Genomic DNA, 20,089 nt, shown 5'->3' on the forward strand with positions numbered 1-20,089 from the left:
GACAGCGAGGCCGTCTACGAGAATTATCCGGAGACGGGAGAGCCTGTGGATCACATCTGGGCAGGAATCGATATCGGTAAGGAGCATCACCACTGTGTCGTGATCAACTCCGATGGCAAACGTCTGTTGTCACGACGGATCGCCAACGACGAAACCGAGTTGCTGGCGCTTGTCGCCGACGTCTGCGCCCTCGGCAACGACGTGACCTGGACAGTCGATGTCGTCGATGGCGGGGCCGCGCTGATGCTGGCCATCCTGCTCGGTCACGACCAGGGCGTGCTCTCCTTGTCCGGCCGGGCCGTCCACCGCGCCGCGGCCGGCTACCGCGGCGAAGGCAAGTCGGACGCCCGCGATGCGGCGATCATCGCCGACCTCCCGGCGGCCCGCATCGCATGAGCCTCGTCGTCCTCGACACCGACGTCGCCTCCGCGATCCTGGAGCGACAGCGACCCGTCGACCTCGCCGGCTCACCGGAACGCAGCTCGCGACCATCGCGGCCTGCCGCCTCGTCTGCGAGCTGCCGCTCAGCACGTTCACCATCAAGGACTACGCCGACTCCGCAAGCACGAAGACCTCGGCCTCGTCCCCGAGTGCAGTCGACGTGGAATGTGTCGTGGAACGAAACACGGCACACAGTAGGCCGCCACGGACCCGAAGCCCGAACAAGAGGCCCTGGTAGAACGCCAGTAGGCGTCGCTGATCACGGCTTCTACCGGCGTGCCGCCTCAGCGCTCGACGTCCAGCAGCCCGAGCCGCCGGGTGGCGCGGGTCATCGAGACGTAGAGATCGGCGGGGTTGTGTGCCCGGATCCGCTCCGGGTCGACGATCACGACGGCGTCGAACTCGAGACCTTTTACCGACACCGGGGTGTGCAGCTGCGCGGGAAGACCGGCAAGGCCGTCCAGTTCTTTCACCCGAGGATTCCCGCCTTGCTCCGCGGCGGCGTTGATCCCCAGGACATGCGTCGGGTCGGCGGCGATCACCGCCAGCGTCCCGCGGCCCAGCTGCGCCACCTCCGCCTCGACGGCCTTGCGCACCTCGGCTGCGAGGTCGGCCGCGGGCACGGTGCGCTGCCACGGATCCTGGCCCGTCGCCCGCACCGATTCGGGCGGCTGCCGGTCGGGTGCGAACTCGGCCAGCACGGCAGCGGCCGGCGCCATGATCTCGGCGGGCGTCCGGTAGTTCACCGTGAGCGTCCGGTAGGTCCACCGGGAACCGAGGTGCGGGGCGAGCACGTCCGCCCATTCCTGCGCTCCCGCGGGGGCGCTGCGCTGCGCGAGGTCGCCCACCGCGGTGATCGAACCGGAAGGGCAGCGCCGCAGCAGGACGTGCCAGTCCATGGCGGAGAGCTCCTGCGCCTCGTCGACGACGAGATGCCCGTACCGCCAGTCCCGGTCGGCGGCCGCCCGCTCGGCGACGCTCATGAGGTGCTCGGGCACCTGCCGGGCGGCGAGCACGTCCGCGGTGACGAAGTCGGTCGGGCGCAGCTCGTCGGGATCCTCCCCGACGAGCCGGCGGTCGGCCGACTCCAGGATGCTCAGCACCTCCGCGGCGTAGGCCCGTTGATCAGCACTGTCGGGCTCGCGCTCCGGCCCGCCCCGCCCACCCGGCGGGCCGGGCGGGGGACCGAGCAGCTCGGCCAGCTCGTCGAGCAGCGGCGCGTCCGCCACCGTCCACGCGGAGCCCTCGGCGCGGTACAGCCCGGAGAGGTCGATCCCGCCGCCTGCCGAGGCCAGCCGGTCCGGCGATGCGAAGAGCTCGGCGAGGAGCTGCTCCGGGGTCAGCACCGGCCAGAGCCGCTCGACCGCCGCGTGGAAGCCGAGGTCCGAGCGCAGGTCGTCGCGCAGCTCGTGGCGCAGCTCTGCCGACACCTGCGCCGCGCCCGCCGGCGCGATCTCCGGGAGGTCGCCGAGCTCGCGGAGGATGACGGCGAGCTCGGGCGGGTCCTCCAGGGCCTGGTCGAGCCGCTCGACGCCCTGCTGGACGAGCAGGCTGCCGAGCGTGTCGCGGAACGTCGTCCGGGCAGCGTTGTGGGGCAGGCCGGTGGCCCGGGCGCGCCTCCTGGCTTCTGCCGCCGTCGCACGGTCGATCTCGACGGTGACGTCGTCGAGATCGATCGCGATCGGCGGCCCGGGCAGCTCCTGCCGGTCGGCGACGGCGCGGCGCAGTACGTCCAGCATCGCCAGCCCGCCCTTCGTGCGGGCCGCCTCGTCCTGATCGACGGCGGTCGCGACGACGCCGTGCGCCAGCCGGCCGGGGGTGGTGAACACCACCGCCGACTCGCCCAGCGCGGGGAGCACGCCTCCGACGTACCGGATGAACCCGGCGCTGGGGCCGACGACCAGCACGCCGCTGCGGGCCAGCCGCTCGCGATGGGTGTAGAGCAGGTAGGCGACGCGGTGCAGCGCAACCGCGGTCTTCCCGGTCCCCGGGCCGCCCTCGATCACGACGACGCCGGAGAGCGGCAGCCGGATGATCGCGTCCTGCTCGGCCTGGATCGTCGTCACGATGTCGCGCATCGTCGACCCGCGCGGCGCCTTCAGCGCGGCGAGCAGCGCCGGATCGGAAGCGGATTCGGGATCGGCGTGCGCGAGGGCCGCCCGGTCCAGCACGTCGTCGTGGAAAGTGGCGACCCGCTCGTCGGGCACCGTTCCGGCGAGCTGGAAATGCCGTCGCCGGGTCACGCCGAGCGGCGTGGCCGTAGTTGCGCAGTAGAACGGCTGGGCGGCGGGCGCCCGCCAGTCGATGAGCGCGCTTTCCCCGTCAGCGGGATCGGTGAGCCCGATGCGGCCGATGTAGCTCGTCGACCCGTCGGTGTGGTCGAGCCGGCCGAAGCACAACCCCGAGCGGGCGGCGGTCAGCGCGCCCACCCGCTCCGACCAGCGGTGCACGGAGACGTCGCGCTCCCAGCGGGCGCTGAGCTCCCCGCCCGTCGGCGCGACCAGCATGCCCCTCGCCTGGGCCGTGGCGGCCGCGAGCTCGGTGGCGAGCAGCGCATGCAGCCGGCGGATCCGCCCGGTCTCCGCCTCCAACTCCTGCTCGAAAAGGGGCCTGTCCACACCCTCTCCACCCATGCTATTATTAAGTCGCGCAGCTACGAATTCATTCTCTGATCGCACCCATCAGAATAGCTTTTCCGCATATTGCTGTGCAAAGTGGCATCGGGTGAATCGCATGAGTGCGCACTGCGGGACGGCCGGCGCGTCCCGCGCCTGACTGCGTGCCGTCCCCGATCTGCACGGCGTCAGCCGGCGCAGTCCGTCGGTATCGCCGTGCCCAGATCGGCCATCGCCTCGTCGGCCTCGCGGAGCATGCCGGCGAACACGAGGCGGTCGGGCCACATGCCGGGTCGCGGCGGCACGTGATCTTGCCTCCGGCCTTCTCGACGGCGTGACGAGCGCGTTCGTGTCGCCGAGCAGCTGTTGATCCGGTCCGACCTGCTCTCCTTCGCTGTCAGGTGAAGGCGAAGAGCGGGGGGAGAACGGCGACGACGGTCGCTGCCCAGAGGGCGAAGATGGGGAGGTAGGAGGTCTGCCATCGCTCGAGGCGGTGGAAGGCGATCCGCCCCGTGAGAAACCGCGACGAAAGCCAGGCGGCCCCGGCCAGGTTCACGAGCAGGACGAGGTTGAGGCCGAGCGCTGCCACCCGGTTCGGGGTGAGCCCGAGATCGCCGATCCGGGCCAGCATCGCACCGAGCACCATCACGTCGAGCACCAGGGCGCTCGCGACAGCGAGCAGTTGGACGCGGTCCATCAGCCCGGCTGGTCGGGACGGCTCCCTCGCGGACATCGCGTAGAGGACGAGTCCCAGCACGACGACCAGGAGGGCGTCGAAGACGCTGAGCAGCTCGCGATCGAACGCGCCGGCGACCCCGGACACGGCGTAAGTGGCCGCAGCGACGGTCAGCATCACGGCGAACAGCGGGGTGAAGAGCATGGTGAGCACCGGCGCCATGTTCTCCACCACATGCTGCTTGGACTCCACGAGCCACGCCGCCACGATCACGGCACCGGTCGCGCCCGACGGCAGCACCCACTCGGCGACCCGGTCGAGGTCGATCCCGATCGGCTGGAGTATCAGCCCGGTGAGCAGGAGCAACACGCCGCCACCGAGCGCGATGAGCACGTAGTAGATGATCCACTCGCCGGTGAAGCGGACGAAGTCCATGCGCCGTTCGTGCGATCGGATCGTGCCGCCCATGTACGGGTAGGCGACCGCGAACCACAGCACGACAGGCAGATGGAGCGCGACGAGGAGCTCGGTGGCCGAGCCCGCACGGTACGGGTAGAGGTTGACCACGAGCGCGACGAGCACGAACGGCGCGGCCGTCAGCACCCATCCCCGGGTGTCGAGCTGCCGTCGGCGGGCGAAGTACCCGGCGAGGAACGGCAACACGAACAGGCCGATGTTCCGCAGCAACCATCCTGGTTGCTCTTGAGGGAACTGAGCGGCGAGGCGTGCGACCTGGATCGCGAAGGCCGCAGCCAGGGCGAAGACGAGCGCCTCGGACCACCCGCCGGACGGGCGCGCCGGCTCGTCCTCGCCCCTCAGGACGAGCTGCTTCCACAGTCGGCCGCTGTGCTCGCGTGCGAACTCCCGGGACAGGGTGTCGAGGTCCCCCATCCGCTTCACGGCAACGAGGAACGCCTCATCGGCTATGAGGCCGGCTGCGTCCAGCTCGGCGATCTGGTCGCGAAGATGAGCCTCTAGCTCGTCGACGTCCCGGCCGTTGACGGCCGGGGCCTTCGCGACATAGGCCCGCCACTCGGCGATCTGTGACTCCACGCCATCCATAGGTCACGCCTCACCGAGTGCCGTCAGCAGCCCACCGGAGCCTCGCCAGACGTCACCCAACGCACGCGTGACGGTCACCCACTGCCGTTGCTGCTCCGCGAGCGCTGCTCGCCCGTCGTCGGTGATCGCGTAGTACCTGCGGCGACGCCCTTCGGGCGGCGTCCGCCACTCCGTCGTCACGTACCCGAGCCGGCGGAGGCGATGGAGCAGCGGATAGAGCATCCCGTCGGTCCACTCGAGCTCACCCCCGGAAAGCTCACGCACCCGCTTCAGGACTGCATAGCCGTAGCTCTCGCCCTCGGCCAGGATCGCGAGCACGAGCGGCGTCGCCGATGCCGCAACCAGGTCCTTGTCGATGTGCACAGCCGCCCTCCCATGGCTCGAAGCCTTATGCATAGAAGCACAAGTTATGAGCGGACACCAGCCGGGACGGCCAGGTCGAGGCACACGACGACCGCCGTCACGACCGGGTCCGGACCGGTGCAGGCCGAGTTGCGGCCGATCGCCACCTGGTAGCCCGTCGGGTCCCTCGGGTCGCTCCGAGGCTGATGAAGACCGCCGGGTTGCCGGGACGACGACCTCGCCGCCCACGATGTCGTCGCAAACGGCCGCCGCCTCGGGGCGGTAGGGCTGTCCCCGCCGCGCGCGACCGCCGAGCTACGGCGTTCGACGGCCCACCTGGGGAGCGAGCGTGACGAGCAGGCCCGGGTGGTCGGTGGTGCCGCGCAGGTCGATCGTCCGGGAGCTGTCGACGACGAACTCGGGCGTCGCCACGACGTGCTGCTCGCCGCCGTCGTCGGCGAGCGCGGAACCGGCCGGGAGGCAGGACTCGAGGTCCGGGCTGTCGCCGGATCCGAGGTTCAGGTCACCACCCAGCACCAGCGGCGCCGCCCCGTCCCGCGCGCGCACCTCCGCGATGACCGTGCCGAACAGGTACCTGCACTGGGCACCCGCGACCTCCCGCTCGGTGTAGGCCAGGTGCGTGGTGCAGACGGCGACGGCGGGGGTGGCGGCGACGTCCATGCACAGCCACGCCCGCTCCTCGGGGTCTTCCCTGTCCTGGGTCGGGTAGATCCCGCCGCCTGCGGAGGACCCGGGCACCGACGGCCACCGCGAGACCATGCCGATTCCGTATCGCTGGCCGTTGCGGCAGCGGTACGCGTCCCCGGTACGCCCGTCGCGCGCCGCCTGGAACGCGGACACGACCGCGCCACCGGGCACGACATCGGCGAGCGCCCGCTGGAGGGTCGCCACGTCGTCCTGACAAACCTCGTTCAGGGTGACCAGGTCGGGCGTCTCGGCGCGGATCACCGCGGCGGCCTCGGCCGCCGACCGGCCGGTGTAGCAGGCGGCGATGCCGCTGCTGCACAGGTTCAGCTGCAGCACCTGCACCGGTGCGGCCGGCACGCCGGCCTGAGTCGGCGGACCAGCCGGGGGTCCGGCCGCGTTCGACCCGGTCGCCGTGGTGGTGCACCCGACCAGACACGCGACCAGGCAGCCGAGGACCGCCGCCCACAGCCCTCGGAACGATCGGCCGGCCATGCCCCGCCTCCCCCTCACATGTGCCCGTTCGCCCGGGCCGTCCGACCCTACGGTTCCGGATCGGGCCGAACACCGCACGTCGTCACGGAGCCGCCTGCAGCACCGCGGGCCCCAGCGTGTTGCGGAAGAACGGGACGGCGTCGGCCATCGGCTTGCCGGCGATCTTCTCCGGTACCCGTCCGAGGATCACGTAGCAGGTCCTTGATCGTGACGCGATCCGCGCTCGGCAGCTCGGGCATCCAGGTGGAGCGCTTGTCGTCGAGACTCACCTTCTTCTGGTGCCGAGTGCGGAGCCGGCGGGCCGGTCGGCTCCGCACTCGTGGTGCACGCCGACGTCGTGCCCAGCATGACCACCCGCGACGACGGCAGCGGGCCAACGCGCCACCGACCCGCCCTGCGTCCGGTCTCCCGAGCGCACGGCAGCTCCTCCCGTCGTAGGTCGTCGCACGGTGCTGCAGGGCCGGACAACGCCCATACCCTTCGGATCCGTACGTCTAGGGCTGGCCTGAACTGCACCTTTTGTGACAGTGTCGTCCCCTTCCGTTACCGGCGGGCCGGATCGTCCTCGGGGGCGTGATCTCGCGGCAACGGGCGGCCACGACTCGCGAGCGCAGCACCAGGATCACGAGAGGACCTCAGCATGCGCGGCCACCGTGTGACCTCGACCCGGCGCGCCTTCCTGACCACGTCGGCCGGTGGCGCCCTCGCGGTCACGGGCGTGGGTGGGTGCACGGCCGGGGCCTCGGACCCGGCACCGCCGGCAGGAGGGTTGCCCGCGACGGCGCTGGAAGTCATGCGGCGACCGCGGTACGCGACCAGCCGGTGGTTCGCCTACGCCGCGGACCGCGCGACGGGCGAGACGATCCACGACGTGAGCGCCGACGACCTCGTCCTGCCGGCGTCGACGACCAAGCTGTGGGCCACCGCGGCGGCCCTCGACACCTTCGGCCCGGACTTCCGCTTCGACACCCCGGTGTACCGGCGGGGGACGGTGCAGGGCGGCACGCTGCAGGGCGACCTCGTGATGGTCGCCTCGGGCGACCTCACCATGGGCGGGCGCGACACACCGCAGGGCACGATCGCCTTCACCTCCCTCGACCACGCGGAGGCCAACTCGATCCCCGGCGCGACCGTGACCGCGCAGGACCCGCTCGCCGGCCTCGACGACCTCGCGTCCCAGGTGGCAGCGGCCGGCATCCGGCAGGTGAGCGGGGACGTCCTCGTCGACGCCGGATGTTCGACCAGACGCCGAAGGACGACTACGTCCTGACCCCGATCATGATCAACGACAACCTCGTCGACCTGACCATCGACCCGGGAGCTCCCGGTGGACCCGCCACCGTCGTCCCGCGCCCCGTCACGGCCGCCTACGAGGTGCGGTCGACGGTGACGACGGTCGCCGCGGGCCAGCCCGCGGAACTGGCCGTGACCACGCCACAGCCAGGCGTCATCGCGGTGGAGGGACAGGTGCCGACGGGCGCGCCTCTCCTGCGCACGGCGCAGGTCGCCGACCCGCAGTCCTTCGCCCGCACGCTGTTCGTGGAGGCGCTCGGCCGCGCCGGCGTGACGGTGGCCGCGGCGCCCACCGGGCCCAACCGCGTCGAGGCGCTCCCTGCCGCGGGCTCCTATATCGAGGCCGATCGCGTCGCCCTGCACCGCTCGTTGCCGTTCTCCGAGAACCTCAAGCTGATCAACAAGGTCAGCATGAACGTCCAGGCCGACACCCTGATCATGTTGATCGCCGCGAAGGCCGGGCAGCGGACGCTCGAGGAGGGCATGGCGCTCGTGCAGCCGTTCATCCGCAAGGCCGGCATCGATCCGGCGACGATGTTCCTGAGCGACGGCCGCGGCAACGAGTACACGGATCTGTTCACTCCGCGGACGGTCGGCGCGCTGCTGCGCTACATGGCGACCCGGCCGGACTTCCCGGCGTACTTCGCCTCCCTGCCCGTGTTCGGCGTCGACGGGACCGAGACGTCCGTCGTCCCGGGGGACGCGCCGGTCGCGGGAAAGGTGGCCGCCAAGAGCGGCACGACCGTGGCGGGCGACCTGATGAACCAGCGCGCGGTGGTCATGACCCGCGGGAACGCCGGGTACATGACGACGAGGAGCGGGCGTGAGGCCGTGGTCGCGGTGTACGTGATGCACACCCCCATCGCGGGGATCGAGGAGTTGTTCGAGATCGCCGGGGACGTCGCCGCCGTCGTCACGGCCCTCTGGAACGACGTGGCGTGATCGTGACGGCACGGATTCCACACCGGCGCCGACCGGGCCGAGGCGTCCGCTCGGAGGATGGGGCAGGACAACAGCGCCGAGATCAGCCGAGCCCTGCCCTGGTCACACGACCAGCCGGTCGCACGAACAGATGGCCGCTCTCGTCGCCTGTCTCGACCGGGCACGCCACAGCGCCTGATCCGTGCCACGCGCGATAGGGTCATGCATGCTCGGCCGGGCCTGGGGGATCGGACGGTCCCTGGTCATGTACCACGGCGTACCGGGAAAGCACCGACGGATGTTGCGGTTCTACCGCGAATTCCTCGGGCCGGGGGATCTCGGCTTCGACATCGGCGCCCACGTCGGGAGCCGGGTGCGCGCCTGGCGGCAGCTGGGGGCGCGGGTGATCGCGGTCGAGCCTCAGCCCGACTGCCTGCGCATCCTGCGTCTGTTCTTCGGTCGTGACCAGGGCGTCACCATCGTGCCGCGTGCCGCTGGGGCCCAGGCCGGGCGGGCGCGTCTGGGCCTGTCCACCGCGACGCCGACGGTCTCGTCGATGTCGCCCGACTGGATCGAGTCGGTCACGGCGGACCGCAGCTTCGCCCGCGTGCGGTGGGACCGCTCCGTCGAGGTGGAGGTGACGACCCTCGACCACCTCATCGCCGTCCACGGCCTGCCGGACTTCTGCAAGATCGACGTCGAGGGCTTCGAGATCGAGGTGCTGGCAGGGCTCACCCGACCCCTGCGGGCGCTGTCCTTCGAGTACCTGCCGCCGGCGCACGACGCCGCCCTCACCGCGCTGGGTCTCGTGGAACGGCTCGGCGCGGCGGCGGGTGGCTATCGCTACAACTACTCGCCCATCGAGACGATGCGGCTCGCCAGCGACCGCTGGCTGGACGCGGCCGACCTGGTCCGGCTGCTCGAGCGGTTCCGCCCGCTGGGCCGCTCCGGCGACGTCTACGCCCGCCTCACCCGACCGGACCGCGAAGCGACGCCGGACCACCAGGCCGGCCTGCGCCCGGCGGAGCCGGCGCTCATCCCGAGCGAATCCGACGGGGCCCGCAGACGTCCCAGGCGGTGACGATGTCGTCCGCGGTGAGGTGCACATACCGGTTGCGCAGCGATATTCCCTCCGCCACCCGTGCGACCCCGAGATCGCCCACCGCCTCCTTCCCGGCGCCGATGATCTTCGCTGCGGTGCCGACGACGATGCGGTCGACCAGTCCTGCACTCAGCAGTGACGTGATCACCCGAGCGCCCCCCTCGACCAGCAGGCTCCTCACCCCGCACTCGCGCAGCACCCGCAGCCCGGCCACGAGGTCCACGCCGCCCGGTCCGGTCGGCAGCACCCGGACTCCCGCGCCCGTCTCGCGCATCCGCTTCCGATCGTCCTCGGCGGCGCGGTCGGTGGTGAGCACGACGGTCACGGGGTTCCCGTCGAGCAGCAGGGCGCTCGACGGGGTCCGCAGCGTGGAGTCGAGGACGACCCGCAGCGGTGACGCTCCGGGGACGAGACGGACGGTCAGCCGGGGATCGTCGCGGAGCACCGTTCCCACGCCGACCATCACCGCGTCGCAGGCCGCCCGCAGCGCGTGCGACACAGCGCGCTCCTCCTCACCACTGATCCATTTCGAGTCACCGTCGGCGGTGGCTATCCGGCCGTCGAGGGTCTGGGCGTACTTCAGGACGACGTAGGGACGATCGGCCGGTGGGTCGACGTCGCCGAGCAGCCGGATCGCGTCCGGTTGCGGGGACGGCGCCGCTTCCAGTTCCTCCCCGGCCGTGTCGAGGTGGCCGAGCCGTCGCTCCTGGGTGCGGGGAATGCCGCCGTCGCGGCTGTGCGCCGCCGTCCCCAGCGGTTCCGTCCCCTCCACCGTGATCCCTGCCGCGCGGAGGCCGCGCTCCTCGTCCGGGTTGTTCGTCAGCAACCGCACCGAGCCGATGCCGAGTGCGTGCAGGACCGCGGCGGCCGCGTCGTAGCAGTGGCCGTCGCCCGGCCGCCCGAGCCGTGGGCCGGCCTCGACGGTGTCGGCGCCGTCGTCCTGCTCGAGGGAGGCGCGCAGCTCGTCGACCAGCTCCACGCCGCGCCCCTCCTGCCCGGTGGCGTAGAGCAGCAGGCCCAGTCCGTCGGCCGCGATCCGGCGCAGCGCGAGGCGGAGCTGGGCAGCGCACTCGCAGCACAACGAACCGGGCGCGTCACCGGTCGGGCACTGCGGGTGCAACCTGGTCAGCGCGCCCCCGCCCACCAGTTCGCCCTTGGCCAGCGCGAGATGCACCAGCCCGGTGCGGGCTTCGAATGCCGTCACCTCGAACTCACCGAACTGCGTCGGCAACACCACACGGACCAGCTCGCGCACGTCGTTCACCCGAGCCCCCTCTCCGAGCTCCAGGTGGACTCGCTCCCGAGTAAACCCAGGGCTAGCGACCGTGGGCAAGGGGAGACGGGATCGACGGCATGCTCGGATGCCGCACGATCCCGGTCCCGGGTCAGCGGTCCGGCCGATCGCTCCCGTCGACGGGGCGCGCGTCGTTGAAGGCGAGCAGCAGCGGCGCCGGGCCGCTGGTGTCGATCCGGCACACCGCGGCGTCGCCCAGGAACATCCGCCAGCCCACCTCGTCGCCGACCCCCAACGCCCAGGTGACCGCGGCCTTGATGGGGGAGACGTGGCTGACCACCACCACGTCGCCGCGCGCGGCGTCGTCGGCCAGTTCGAGGCAGGCCTCGCGCACCCGCGAACAGACCGCCGCGAGAGATTCACCGCCGGCCGGCACGAAGTCCGGGTCGTGGCGCCACCTGTGCCACGACCCCTCGTCCAGTGTCGTCGCAGGCCTGCCGTCCAGGTCGCCGTAGTCCATCTCGATCCACCGCGGGTCCACCTCCACGTCCGCGGCTTCCGTGGCGCCCCGGGCGGCGCCGGCGAGCACAGCGGCGGTGTGGCGCGCGCGCGTCAGCGGGCTGGACACGATGCGGGTCGCCCGCGGAAGTGCCGCGGCCAGGGCACGCGCCTGGCGAAGACCGGTCTCGTTCAGCGGCGGGTCGGCCCGGCCGAGCAGCAGTCCGCGGGCGTTGGCGTCCGTCTGCCCGTGCCGGACGAGGATCAGCACCCCCGCCACGCTAGTCGCCGGCGGCGGGACATCGGCCGGCATGAGTGCCCGCCGTGGGTTCCGGAGGGGTCACGGCACCTCCCGGGCGGACGCACGGACCTGCTGTTCGGGGCGCCGCAGCAGCAGCACCCCGACGCCGGGGAGGCAGGCGATCAGGCTGAGCACCCCGTACACCACGGAGGCGGTGAGCCCTTGCGTCGCGCCGAACCCCACCGTCCCGAACGCGACCGTGGCGACGGCCTCCCGGGGCCCCCAGCCACCGATGTTGAACGGCAGTGCCATCGCGAGCAGGGACAGCATGAGCAGCGGGAGCAGCTCGCCGAGCGTGGCCTGGGCCCCCGCGGTCCGCGCGGCGACGACGAAGAGCGCGAGGTACGCGGCCAGCGCGGCCACGGACAGCAGCACCACCCCCGGCCAGGTTCCGCGGGCCAGCACGCCGGTGCGGGCGTCCGCGAGGCCCGTCCGCAGCGCGTTGCGGATTCTCGACGCGCGCGCCCCGAGCACCGTCCAGGCACCGAACGCGATGACGGCGGCGAGGACGGCGAGCATCCCGACGGTGACCCCGCGGCCGGGGGCCAGGTCCCGGGCGGCGGCCGTGAACAGGGCCGGCTGGGCGAGCAGCACGCCCACCCCGACGACGACCACAACCACCTGACCGGCGATCCGTTCGAGCACCACCGCGCGGACGCCCCGTCCGGCGTCGCCGGCCTGCCGGCCGTGGCACACCGCACGGTGCACATCGCCGAGCACGCCCGCCGGCAGCACCGAGTTGAGGAACAGCGCCCGGTAGCAGTCCGCCACCGCCACCGCCAACGGCAACCGCAGACCGAGACCGCGCGCCACGAGGCACCATCGCCACGCGTTGAACACCGTGGTCAGCAGGCCGATACCGAGCGCGGCGAGCACCGACCCGGCGCCGATCGCCCGCAGCCCGTCGACGAAGGCGCCGGTGCCGAGGCGCGCCACGAGCGCGGCCAGGATGCCGACGCCGACGAGCACCCGCAGCAAGGGCCCCGGAGAGGGCCGCAGCCTGCGCATCACGACGCGGCCGCCGGCAGCGCGAGCACGTCGACGTGGCCGACGACCACCCGCAGCTCACCGGCCGCGCAGGCGTCGGATCTGCGGCGCAGGTAGGCGCCCGCATGCCGCACGAGGTCCGGCTGCTGCGCGCACGCGGCGTCGATCCAGCCCCGCAGCCACTCCTCCGCCAGCTCGGCCCCGCCGGCTCGGCCGGCACCGTCGGTCCCGCCGGTGTTGAGACGCCACGGGCTGGGCCGGCTCTGCACCGTCGCTCCCCGCTCGGTGAACGCGTCGACGGCGGCGGGACCCGCATCCGGCCCGAGCAGCCGCCGGCCGCCCGTGCACCGCCGTTGATGGGCGTCGAACGCGGCCGCGAACTCGACATCGAGCGGATCGGCAGGAGTGATCTCGACGCGTCCGATGACCGTCAGCGTCAGCAGCGCAGCGCATCCGGCCTCGACGCACGCGGCGGCGAGCCCGTCCACCTCCTCGCGGGTGAGCAGGTCCAGCACGGCGGATGCGGTCACCAGCGACGTCCCGGCGAGTTCGGCCGCGCGCAGATCGGCGAGGTCCCCCTCCAGCGTCTGCGCGGTGACCGGAGCGCCGTCGGCGGCCACGCTCGGCATGCCGGTGGCCGCGCGGGCGAGCAACCCGGGATCGCGGTCCTGCAGGATCCAGTGCTGCGGGCCGGGCAGCCGTCCGGCGAGCCAGCGTCCCATCGAGCCGGTGCCGCAGCCGACGTCCCTGATCACCGCCGGTGTGCCGGCCTCCAGGTGGGCGCGGCCCCTCTCGACCAGCTCAGGCGCCCGGGCCGCGGCGTCGGCGCTCTCCCGCAACTCCAGCCAGTCCGGCGCGCACACCGGCGATCCGGGCACGCTCAGTCTGGCGCTCCATGGTGCTGGGCGCTCCGTTGCCGCTATGCGCCGGGCAGCCGCTCCAGCACGCCGGCCAGGCATCGTGACGTCACCTCCCACCCGTGCAGCCTGCTGCGCCGCGCCCGCGCGGCCCGGCGCAGTCCGTCCCGCAGCGCCGGCTCGCCGAACCAGCGGCGCAGGGCTGCGGCGAGTGCCGGGACGTCGTCCGGGGGCACCAGGATCCCGGGCACGGAGGCGTCGTGGCCGTGGCCGAGGGTCTCCGGCACCCCGCCCACGGCCGCCGCGAGGACAGGGATCCCACGAGCCAGCGCTTCGGTCACCACCATCCCGTAGGACTCGACACGGGACGGCAGCACCAGGAGGTCGGTCGTGGCGTAGGCCCTGGCGAGCTGTGTACCCGCCTGCGGGCCGGTCAGCCGTACTCGTTCGCTCAGCCCGTGGCGCTCGATCGCGCACCCGACCGCGTCCGCGTGCGCGCGATCGCGGTGCAGCGGCCCGACGAGATCGCAACGCAGGCGCCGGCCGGCCGTGTCGTTCACGGTGGCGAGGGCCTCGACGAGCAGGTCCTGACCCTTGGTCGGGGTGACCGACCCGACGCACAGCAGCCGGCTCGCGCCGTCGGTGCCGGGGGCGAGCGGCGCGGGATCGGTGCCCGGCGCGGCCACGTGTACCCGGTCGGTGCCGAGCCCGTGCTGCGCCACCAGCCGGCGCGCCGCCCACGGGCTGGTGGCGACGACCGCGCTCGCGGCGTGCAGGGTCTCCCGCTCGAGGGCGGCCAGTTCCGCCGCGGGCGCGGGCCCCGCCCCCACCTCGTCGCCCAGGGGCAGGTGCACCAGGACGACGAGCCTCAGCCGGCGCGCCGCCGGGACGACCACGTCCGGAACTCCACAGGCCACGAGCCCGTCGACGAGCACGACGGCGCCGTCGGGCACGGTGGCGAGGGCGCGGGCCAGCGCCGCTCGGGCGGTGGTGTCGGGTCGGGGCCATGCACCGGCGACGGCGAGCTCGTGCACCGACCAGCCGGTGGCCGGCAAGCCGCGGCAGACGCGGCGGTCGTATGCGTTGCCGCCGCTCGGCACGGTGGCGTCGTCGATGTCATCCGGCACGACGACGTGCACCGAGCGCAGGCCTGCCGGGCGGGTGGCGGGCCTCACAGCGTGCGCTCGTAGCTCGCCCAGGCGACATGCGACTCGTGCAGCGTGACGGCGATCCCGGCCAGGTCGCGGGCCCCTTCGCCCAGCGCGCCCGCGTGCACCTTCTCGGCGAGCCGATCGGCGATGGCCTTGGCGAGGAACTCGGTGGACGTGTTGACGCCGGCGAAGGCGGGCTCGTCGTCGAGGTTGCGGTAGTTGAGGTCGGCCAGCACGGCGCCGAGTTCCTGGGTGGCCAGGCCGATGTCGACGACGATGCCGTCGGCGTCGAGATCGGCACGGCGGAACGTCGCGTCCACCAGGTACGTCGCACCGTGCAGCCGCTGCGCCGGGCCGAAGACCTCTCCCCGGAAACTGTGGGCGATCATGACGTGATCGCGAACGGTGATGCTGAACAAGACCGGCCTCCCGTCGACACCTATCCCTGCTCGTAGACGACTCGGACGCACAAGGCGGAAAGTTCACCGTCGGTGAGACGGGGCATGAGGCCGGGCAGGTCCTCGAAGCGGATCTCGTCGGTGATCAGCGCGTCGAACACCGGGTCGGCGAGCAGGCGCAGGGCCAGCGCCAACCGGTCGCCGAAGCTGCGACGCGTGCGCCGGGCCGGTGCGACCGCGCCCACCTGGCTGCTGCGCACCGCCAGGCGGCGGGAGTGGAAGGACTCGCCGAGCGGCACGCGCACCGGGCGGTCGCCGTACCAGCTCAGCTCGATGACCTCGCCCTCGTCGGCGAGCAGTTCGAGGGATCGCGCGAGACCCGCCTCCGTCGCGCTGGCGTGCACCACCAGATCGCACTCCCCCGCGGCCTCCTCGGGTGCGGCGAACCGGACGCCGAGCGCCTCGGCGACGGCTGCGCGGGCGGGATCGACGTCGACCAGTTCGACCCTGACCCCGGGGAAGCGGGCGAGCACCGCCGCGACGCTGCAGCCGACCATCCCGGCTCCGACGACGGCGATCCGGTCGCCGACCCGCGGGGCCGCATCCCACAACGCGTTCACCGCGGTCTCCACGGTCCCGGCGAGCACCGCGCGCTCAGGAGGCACACCGTCGGGGAGCGGTGTCACCGCGGCGGCCGGGACGACGTAGCGGGTCTGATGGGGGTAGAGGCAGAACACGGCACGGCCGAGCAGCTCCGGTGGCCCGTGCTCGACCACGCCGGTGTTGAGATAGCCGTACTTGACCGGGCCGGGGAACTCGCCGTCCTGGAAGGGCGCCCGCATCGCCGTGAACTGACTCTCCGGCACACCCCCGCGGAACACGAGGGTCTCGGTGCCGCGACTCACCCCCGAGCAGAGCGTGCGGACCTCCACCTCGTCGGGGCCGGGCCGGGGTACCGATACCGGACGGATCTCGCCCTCACCCGGAGCGCGGAGCCAGAAGGCGCGCGCGACGCGATCCACGTCATCCCTCCCACTCGCGGTGAACGCCCGCGGCGTCGGATCCGTGCTGAAAACGGGTATAGAGGCTCGATGACCACCGTAGTCGGGATGCGGGCCCAGCAGCAGCAGGCCGCCGGGGCCGGTGTCCAGGTCGCCCTGCTCGCCGCGCTGTCGGCCGGCGCCGGTCTCGGCCCGGTGGGCTGGCTGGCCGGTATCGCGTACGCCCTGGGCCTCTGGACCCTCCTGACCACAGCCGTCCGGCGGGCCCGGGTCACCACGCTCGGGCCGGCCGGCCTCGTCACGCTGATGAGGGCGGTGCTCGTCGGGTGCGTCACCGCACTCGTCCTGGACGGGCTCTGGAACGGCGACACCGCCGTGGCACCCCTCGTCGTCATCGCCGCGGTGGCGCTGGCCCTCGACGCGGTCGACGGCCGGGTAGCCCGGCGCAGCGGGACGGCGTCCGCGCTGGGCGCCCGCTTCGACATGGAGGTCGACGCGTTCCTCGTCCTCGTGCTGAGCGTCCACGTCGCCCCGGCGGTGGGCCCGTGGGTGCTGACCATCGGCGCCATGCGCTACGCCTTCGTCGCGGCGAGCTGGGCGGCGTCGTGGATGCGGTCGGCACTGCCGACGAGGTACTCCGCCAAGGCCGTGGCCGCGCTGCAGGGGATCGTCCTCGTGGTGGCCGCATCCGAGGTCCTGCCACGCCCGATCACGGTCGCGCTGGTGGGAACGGCGCTGGCGCTGCTGTCCTGGTCCTTCGGTCGTGACGTGGCGTGGCTGTGGTGCCACGCTCACCCTTGCCGACCGGCACGGGCACCTCGAACCGTCCGTCCGTCTCCGTAGCAGTCCAGCCAGCGTCGGGCCTCGAACGGAAGGAGTTCGGGTTGTCGTTCTCCAGTCGCTCCCGTCCGCCGCCGCGTCAGCGACGGGCCACCGCGGTGGACGCCGACAGCCGCCGTGAGGACCACGTGGCGGTCGAGGAGGAACGCGGAGCGGGCCGCCGTGCCGCGGCGCGAGCGACGACCGTCCTGGCCGGTCTGCTCGTGCTCTTCGGCCTCGTCGCTCCGAACGAGATCGGTGGCCTGACGCCCGGCGCGTTCGTGCGCATCCCGGTGGAGGGGCTCCTCGGCGTCGCCCTCCTCCTGGTCCTGCCGACGAGGGCGCGGCGGGTGGCGACGGTGCTCGCCGGGGTCGCCCTCGGCCTGCTGACCATCCTGAAGATCATCGACATGGGCTTCTTCGCCGTGCTCGCCCGGCCGTTCGACCCGGTGACCGACTGGGCCCTGTCCGACGCCGCCATGGACTTCCTCACCGGCTCGATCGGCCGGGTCGGCGCGACCGGCTCCGTGGTCGCGGTCGCGGTTCTCGCCACCGCGGTGCTCATCCTCATGACGCTGTCGGTCGTTCGGCTGACCCGGCTGGTGGTCCGCCGCAGGACCGCTGCGACCCGCGTCGTCACGGTGCTCGGAGCCGCTTGGGTCATCTGCACCCTGCTCGGCGCGCAGCTCGTCCCGGGCGTGCCGGTCGCCGCCGACAGCGCAGCGACCCTCGTCCACGACCGCGCGGTCCAGGTACGTGCGGGTCTGCTGGACCACCAGGCGTTCGCCGCGGAGGCCGCTGTCGACGCCTTCCGGGACAGGCCGGGCGAGGAACTGCTGACCGCCCTACGAGGCAAGGACGTCGTCCTCGCCTTCGTCGAGAGCTACGGGCGCGACGCGGTCGAGGATCCGGCGTTCGCGCCCCAGGTCGGCGCGGTCCTCGACGCCGGGAGCCGACGGCTGGATGCGGCCGGATTCGCCTCCCGCAGCGCCTTCCTCACCTCGCCGACGGCGGGCGGCTCCAGCTGGCTGGCCCACGCCACGTTCCTCTCCGGCCTGTGGATCGACAACCAGCAGCGCTACCGCACCCTCGTCTCGAGCGACCGCCTGACCCTCACCGGCGCCTTCCGGCGCGCGAGCTGGCGGACCGTTGCCGTCATGCCGGGCACCACCGGGGACTGGCCGGAGGCAGCGTTCTACGGTCACGACCGGGTCTACGACTTCCGGAACCTCGGGTATCGCGGACCGGATCTGGGCTGGGCCACCATGCCCGACCAGTACACCCTGTCGGCCTTCGAACGCTTCGAGCGCGGACAGCCGGACCGCAGCCCGGTGATGGCGGAGATCGCCCTCGTCTCGAGCCACGCGCCGTGGGCGCTCATCCCCCGGCTCGTCGACTGGGGCGGCGTCGGTGACGGCTCGGTCTTCGACGCCATGGCCCGGCGGGACGATCCACCGGACGCCATCTGGACGAAGGGCCCCACCCTCATCCGCGCGGAGTACCGGCGGTCGATCGAGTACTCGCTGAACAGCCTCATCTCCTACGTCGAGACCCACGGCGACGACGATCTCGTGCTCATCTTCCTCGGCGACCACCAGCCCGCCCCGTTGATCACCGGCGACCACGCCGGCCACGACGTACCGATCACGATCATCGCCCGCGACCGGGCCGTCCTGGACCGGATCGCCGAGTGGGGCTGGCAGGACGGCTTGAAGCCCGGTCCGCAGGCCCCGGCCTGGCGGATGGACACCTTCCGCAACCGGTTCCTGAGCGCATTCGGACCGTAGGCCGAGCCACTCGGCCGGGACGGACGAACCCGCGATGGTCCATCTGCGCATCACGGCTGCCGCGGCTGCAGGTCAGCGCCGACGGCCCGTGGACGGTGACGATCGGCGGCCTGGATCTGGCGAGGCCGTACAACGGGACCGGCCCGGTGAGCGGGACCGGTGACGACGTCATCCTGTTCCGCCCGGCGCCCGACACGGTGACGCTGACACACCAGGGCGAGAGCAACTTCTCCGTGTCGCTGATGGCGGACAGCTTCTCGGCCCGGATCTGATCGTGAACGAGATCGGCGGCTACCAGGGCACGGTGCTGTTCGACGTGAACGGCACCGACGCCGGTCTCGTGGAGATCACCGCCGACGGCGCGTGGACGATGACGCCCCGGGCCTGAATCTCCACGGCCGGCTGGTCAGGCGCCCGATCGGGGACGTGCCACGGCGGGCCCCAGGACGTCCGGCTCCGGGGTGGCCAGGGCCAGCCGCAGAAAGTGGGCGACCAGCGGTGAGGGCGCATCGGCGCGCCGGCGCAGCAGCGCGGTCTCGACGACGGGCACGGGCCGGCTCAGCGGCAGCGCCACGACCTGCGGCCCGCACACCAGCCGGGCCGACGCGGGCAGCACCGACACCCCGAGTCCCGCCGCGACCAGCGACACCACGGTGTGCGCCAGCGCGACCTCACGCAGTACCGGCTCGACACCGGCCGACCGGCACGCGTTGAGCAGGTGCGACGCCAGTCCTCCCCATCCCGCACGGGCCGGGCTCAGGAAGACCTCCCCGGCCAGCTCGGCCAGGTCCACCCGCTCGGCGAACCGGGACGCGAGTGCGCGCGGCAACACCGCGACGAGGGGCTCGCGCTGGACCACCGCGACGTCGAGATCGGGCTCGGGCCGGGCGCCGGCACCGGGCGGCGGCAGGTGCAGCAACCCCAGGTCGGCGCGCCGCGCCCGGACGTGCTCGAGCACCCCGTCCGGGCCGTCCTCCAGGAAGTCGAGTACGACGTCGGGCCGCTCGTCGTGGTAGCGGCGCAGCAGCGGGGGAAGCACCGACCACGCCGTCGCGGAGACGAACGCCAGCGCCATCCGCCCGCTGCGGCCCTCGCCGAGGCGTCGCACCGAGTCGGCCGCGGCGTCGACGTCGGCGAGCAACCGCCGGGCGTGGGCGAGCAGGTGCCGGCCCGCCTCGGTGAGGTCGACCCCGCGCCGGTGCCGGATCAGCAGCGGCACCCCGAGCTCGTGCTCCAGGCGGGCGAGCTGCGCGCTCAGCGGCGGCTGGGTCAGGTGCAGCCGGGCCGCCGCCCGGGTGACCGAACGCTCCTCGGCGACGGCCAGGAAGTACCGCAACTGGCGCAGGTCCATAGCTCAACCTATGGCTGTGCGTCGAGATCGGTATTGGACATATGACTGACGGG

19 protein-coding genes are annotated in these 20,089 nt (G+C 72.8%); 7 read left to right on the forward strand and 12 right to left on the reverse strand.

Annotation, left to right across the window (positions count from 1 at the left end; all coding sequences use genetic code 11):
- Nucleotides 1–45: 45 nt before the first annotated feature.
- Entirely contained in the window at nt 46–396 is a 351-nt protein-coding gene (locus HF519_RS09765; RefSeq protein WP_169412353.1) for an IS110 family transposase, read from the forward strand.
- Between the two features lie 329 nt (nt 397–725).
- Here HF519_RS09765 and HF519_RS09770 read toward each other — a convergent pair whose 3' ends face one another.
- The 4 genes from HF519_RS09770 to HF519_RS09785 all read right to left on the reverse strand — a co-directional run bounded on the left by HF519_RS09770 (nt 726) and on the right by HF519_RS09785 (nt 6,336).
- Nucleotides 726–3,059: a UvrD-helicase domain-containing protein gene (locus tag HF519_RS09770; protein ID WP_312860020.1), complete on the reverse strand. Its 2,334-nt coding sequence runs from the start codon at nt 3,057–3,059 to the stop codon at nt 726–728.
- Between the two features lie 394 nt (nt 3,060–3,453).
- The gene (locus HF519_RS09775) at nt 3,454–4,794 is read right to left on the reverse strand and encodes a permease prefix domain 1-containing protein (protein ID WP_169412355.1); all 1,341 of its coding nucleotides are present in this window, start codon (nt 4,792–4,794) and stop codon (nt 3,454–3,456) included.
- 3 nt (nt 4,795–4,797) lie between these two features.
- Nucleotides 4,798–5,157, reverse strand: coding sequence for a PadR family transcriptional regulator (locus HF519_RS09780; protein ID WP_169412356.1), 360 nt, complete (start codon nt 5,155–5,157; stop codon nt 4,798–4,800).
- Between the two features lie 294 nt (nt 5,158–5,451).
- The gene (locus tag HF519_RS09785; RefSeq protein ID WP_169412358.1) at nt 5,452–6,336 is read right to left on the reverse strand and encodes an endonuclease/exonuclease/phosphatase family protein; all 885 of its coding nucleotides are present in this window, start codon (nt 6,334–6,336) and stop codon (nt 5,452–5,454) included.
- A gap of 640 nt (nt 6,337–6,976) precedes the next feature.
- Between HF519_RS09785 and HF519_RS32285 the strand changes: the two genes are divergently transcribed.
- The 3 genes from HF519_RS32285 to HF519_RS09800 all read left to right on the forward strand — a co-directional run bounded on the left by HF519_RS32285 (nt 6,977) and on the right by HF519_RS09800 (nt 9,631).
- Nucleotides 6,977–7,606, forward strand: coding sequence for a D-alanyl-D-alanine carboxypeptidase (locus HF519_RS32285; protein ID WP_169412360.1), 630 nt, complete (start codon nt 6,977–6,979; stop codon nt 7,604–7,606).
- Complete coding sequence (locus HF519_RS09795) at nt 7,570–8,571, forward strand: D-alanyl-D-alanine carboxypeptidase (RefSeq protein WP_169412362.1); 1,002 nt, start codon at nt 7,570–7,572, stop codon at nt 8,569–8,571. Before HF519_RS32285 ends, HF519_RS09795 begins: the two co-directional genes overlap by 37 nt.
- Before the next feature lie 277 nt (nt 8,572–8,848).
- Nucleotides 8,849–9,631 carry an FkbM family methyltransferase gene (locus HF519_RS09800; protein ID WP_211169803.1) on the forward strand — a complete coding sequence of 261 codons (783 nt, stop codon included), beginning with the start codon at nt 8,849–8,851 and terminating at the stop codon, nt 9,629–9,631.
- Here HF519_RS09800 and HF519_RS09805 read toward each other — a convergent pair.
- From HF519_RS09805 to HF519_RS09835, 7 genes are all read right to left on the reverse strand, one after another.
- Nucleotides 9,585–10,916 carry a dihydrofolate reductase family protein gene (locus HF519_RS09805; RefSeq protein WP_169412366.1) on the reverse strand — a complete coding sequence of 444 codons (1,332 nt, stop codon included), beginning with the start codon at nt 10,914–10,916 and terminating at the stop codon, nt 9,585–9,587. The genes HF519_RS09800 and HF519_RS09805 overlap by 47 nt on opposite strands.
- A gap of 121 nt (nt 10,917–11,037) precedes the next feature.
- A complete protein-coding gene (locus HF519_RS09810; protein ID WP_169412368.1) occupies nt 11,038–11,655 on the reverse strand; it encodes a histidine phosphatase family protein in 618 nt (205 codons plus the stop codon).
- A 69-nt stretch (nt 11,656–11,724) separates the two neighbouring features.
- Complete coding sequence (locus HF519_RS09815; protein ID WP_211169804.1) at nt 11,725–12,654, reverse strand: lysylphosphatidylglycerol synthase transmembrane domain-containing protein; 930 nt, start codon at nt 12,652–12,654, stop codon at nt 11,725–11,727.
- Between the two features lie 38 nt (nt 12,655–12,692).
- Complete coding sequence (locus HF519_RS09820; RefSeq protein WP_312860021.1) at nt 12,693–13,550, reverse strand: class I SAM-dependent methyltransferase; 858 nt, start codon at nt 13,548–13,550, stop codon at nt 12,693–12,695.
- Between the two features lie 41 nt (nt 13,551–13,591).
- On the reverse strand, nt 13,592–14,677 hold the full coding sequence (locus HF519_RS09825) for a glycosyltransferase family 4 protein (protein WP_211169806.1): 1,086 nt from the start codon (nt 14,675–14,677) through the stop codon (nt 13,592–13,594).
- Between the two features lie 23 nt (nt 14,678–14,700).
- Nucleotides 14,701–15,099 carry a 6-pyruvoyl trahydropterin synthase family protein gene (locus tag HF519_RS09830; RefSeq protein ID WP_169412370.1) on the reverse strand — a complete coding sequence of 133 codons (399 nt, stop codon included), beginning with the start codon at nt 15,097–15,099 and terminating at the stop codon, nt 14,701–14,703.
- 20 nt (nt 15,100–15,119) lie between these two features.
- Entirely contained in the window at nt 15,120–16,100 is a 981-nt protein-coding gene (locus HF519_RS09835) for a zinc-dependent alcohol dehydrogenase (RefSeq protein WP_169412372.1), read from the reverse strand.
- Nucleotides 16,101–16,169: 69 nt separating this feature from the next.
- Between HF519_RS09835 and HF519_RS09840 the strand changes: the two genes are divergently transcribed.
- The 3 genes from HF519_RS09840 to HF519_RS32290 all read left to right on the forward strand — a co-directional run bounded on the left by HF519_RS09840 (nt 16,170) and on the right by HF519_RS32290 (nt 18,957).
- Entirely contained in the window at nt 16,170–16,922 is a 753-nt protein-coding gene (locus HF519_RS09840; protein ID WP_169412374.1) for a CDP-alcohol phosphatidyltransferase family protein, read from the forward strand.
- Nucleotides 16,923–16,963: 41 nt separating this feature from the next.
- Nucleotides 16,964–18,685, forward strand: coding sequence for an alkaline phosphatase family protein (locus tag HF519_RS09845; protein ID WP_246242961.1), 1,722 nt, complete (start codon nt 16,964–16,966; stop codon nt 18,683–18,685).
- Nucleotides 18,686–18,831: 146 nt separating this feature from the next.
- The gene (locus tag HF519_RS32290) at nt 18,832–18,957 is read left to right on the forward strand and encodes a hypothetical protein (protein WP_281358477.1); all 126 of its coding nucleotides are present in this window, start codon (nt 18,832–18,834) and stop codon (nt 18,955–18,957) included.
- Between the two features lie 134 nt (nt 18,958–19,091).
- Here the strand turns inward: HF519_RS32290 and HF519_RS09850 are convergent, their stop codons facing one another.
- Nucleotides 19,092–20,036: a LysR family transcriptional regulator gene (locus HF519_RS09850; protein ID WP_169412376.1), complete on the reverse strand. Its 945-nt coding sequence runs from the start codon at nt 20,034–20,036 to the stop codon at nt 19,092–19,094.
- Nucleotides 20,037–20,089: the final 53 nt, after the last annotated feature.

The sequence above is a fragment of the Pseudonocardia bannensis genome (assembly GCF_012911875.1).
GTDB classification, from domain to species: Bacteria; Actinomycetota; Actinomycetes; order Mycobacteriales; family Pseudonocardiaceae; genus Pseudonocardia; species Pseudonocardia bannensis.

Bases quoted from the DNA above. Each gene is read 5' to 3' on its own strand.
- HF519_RS09775 (WP_169412355.1), bottom strand. From the start codon at position 4,794: ATGGATGGCGTGGAGTCACAGATCGCCGAGTGGCGGGCCTATGTCGCG.
- HF519_RS09785 (WP_169412358.1), bottom strand. From the start codon at position 6,336: ATGGCCGGCCGATCGTTCCGAGGGCTGTGGGCGGCGGTCCTCGGCTGC.
- HF519_RS32285 (WP_169412360.1), top strand. From the start codon at position 6,977: ATGCGCGGCCACCGTGTGACCTCGACCCGGCGCGCCTTCCTGACCACG.
- HF519_RS09795 (WP_169412362.1), top strand. From the start codon at position 7,570: ATGTTCGACCAGACGCCGAAGGACGACTACGTCCTGACCCCGATCATG.
- HF519_RS09800 (WP_211169803.1), top strand. From the start codon at position 8,849: ATGTTGCGGTTCTACCGCGAATTCCTCGGGCCGGGGGATCTCGGCTTC.
- HF519_RS09840 (WP_169412374.1), top strand. From the start codon at position 16,170: ATGACCACCGTAGTCGGGATGCGGGCCCAGCAGCAGCAGGCCGCCGGG.
- HF519_RS09850 (WP_169412376.1), bottom strand. From the start codon at position 20,036: ATGGACCTGCGCCAGTTGCGGTACTTCCTGGCCGTCGCCGAGGAGCGT.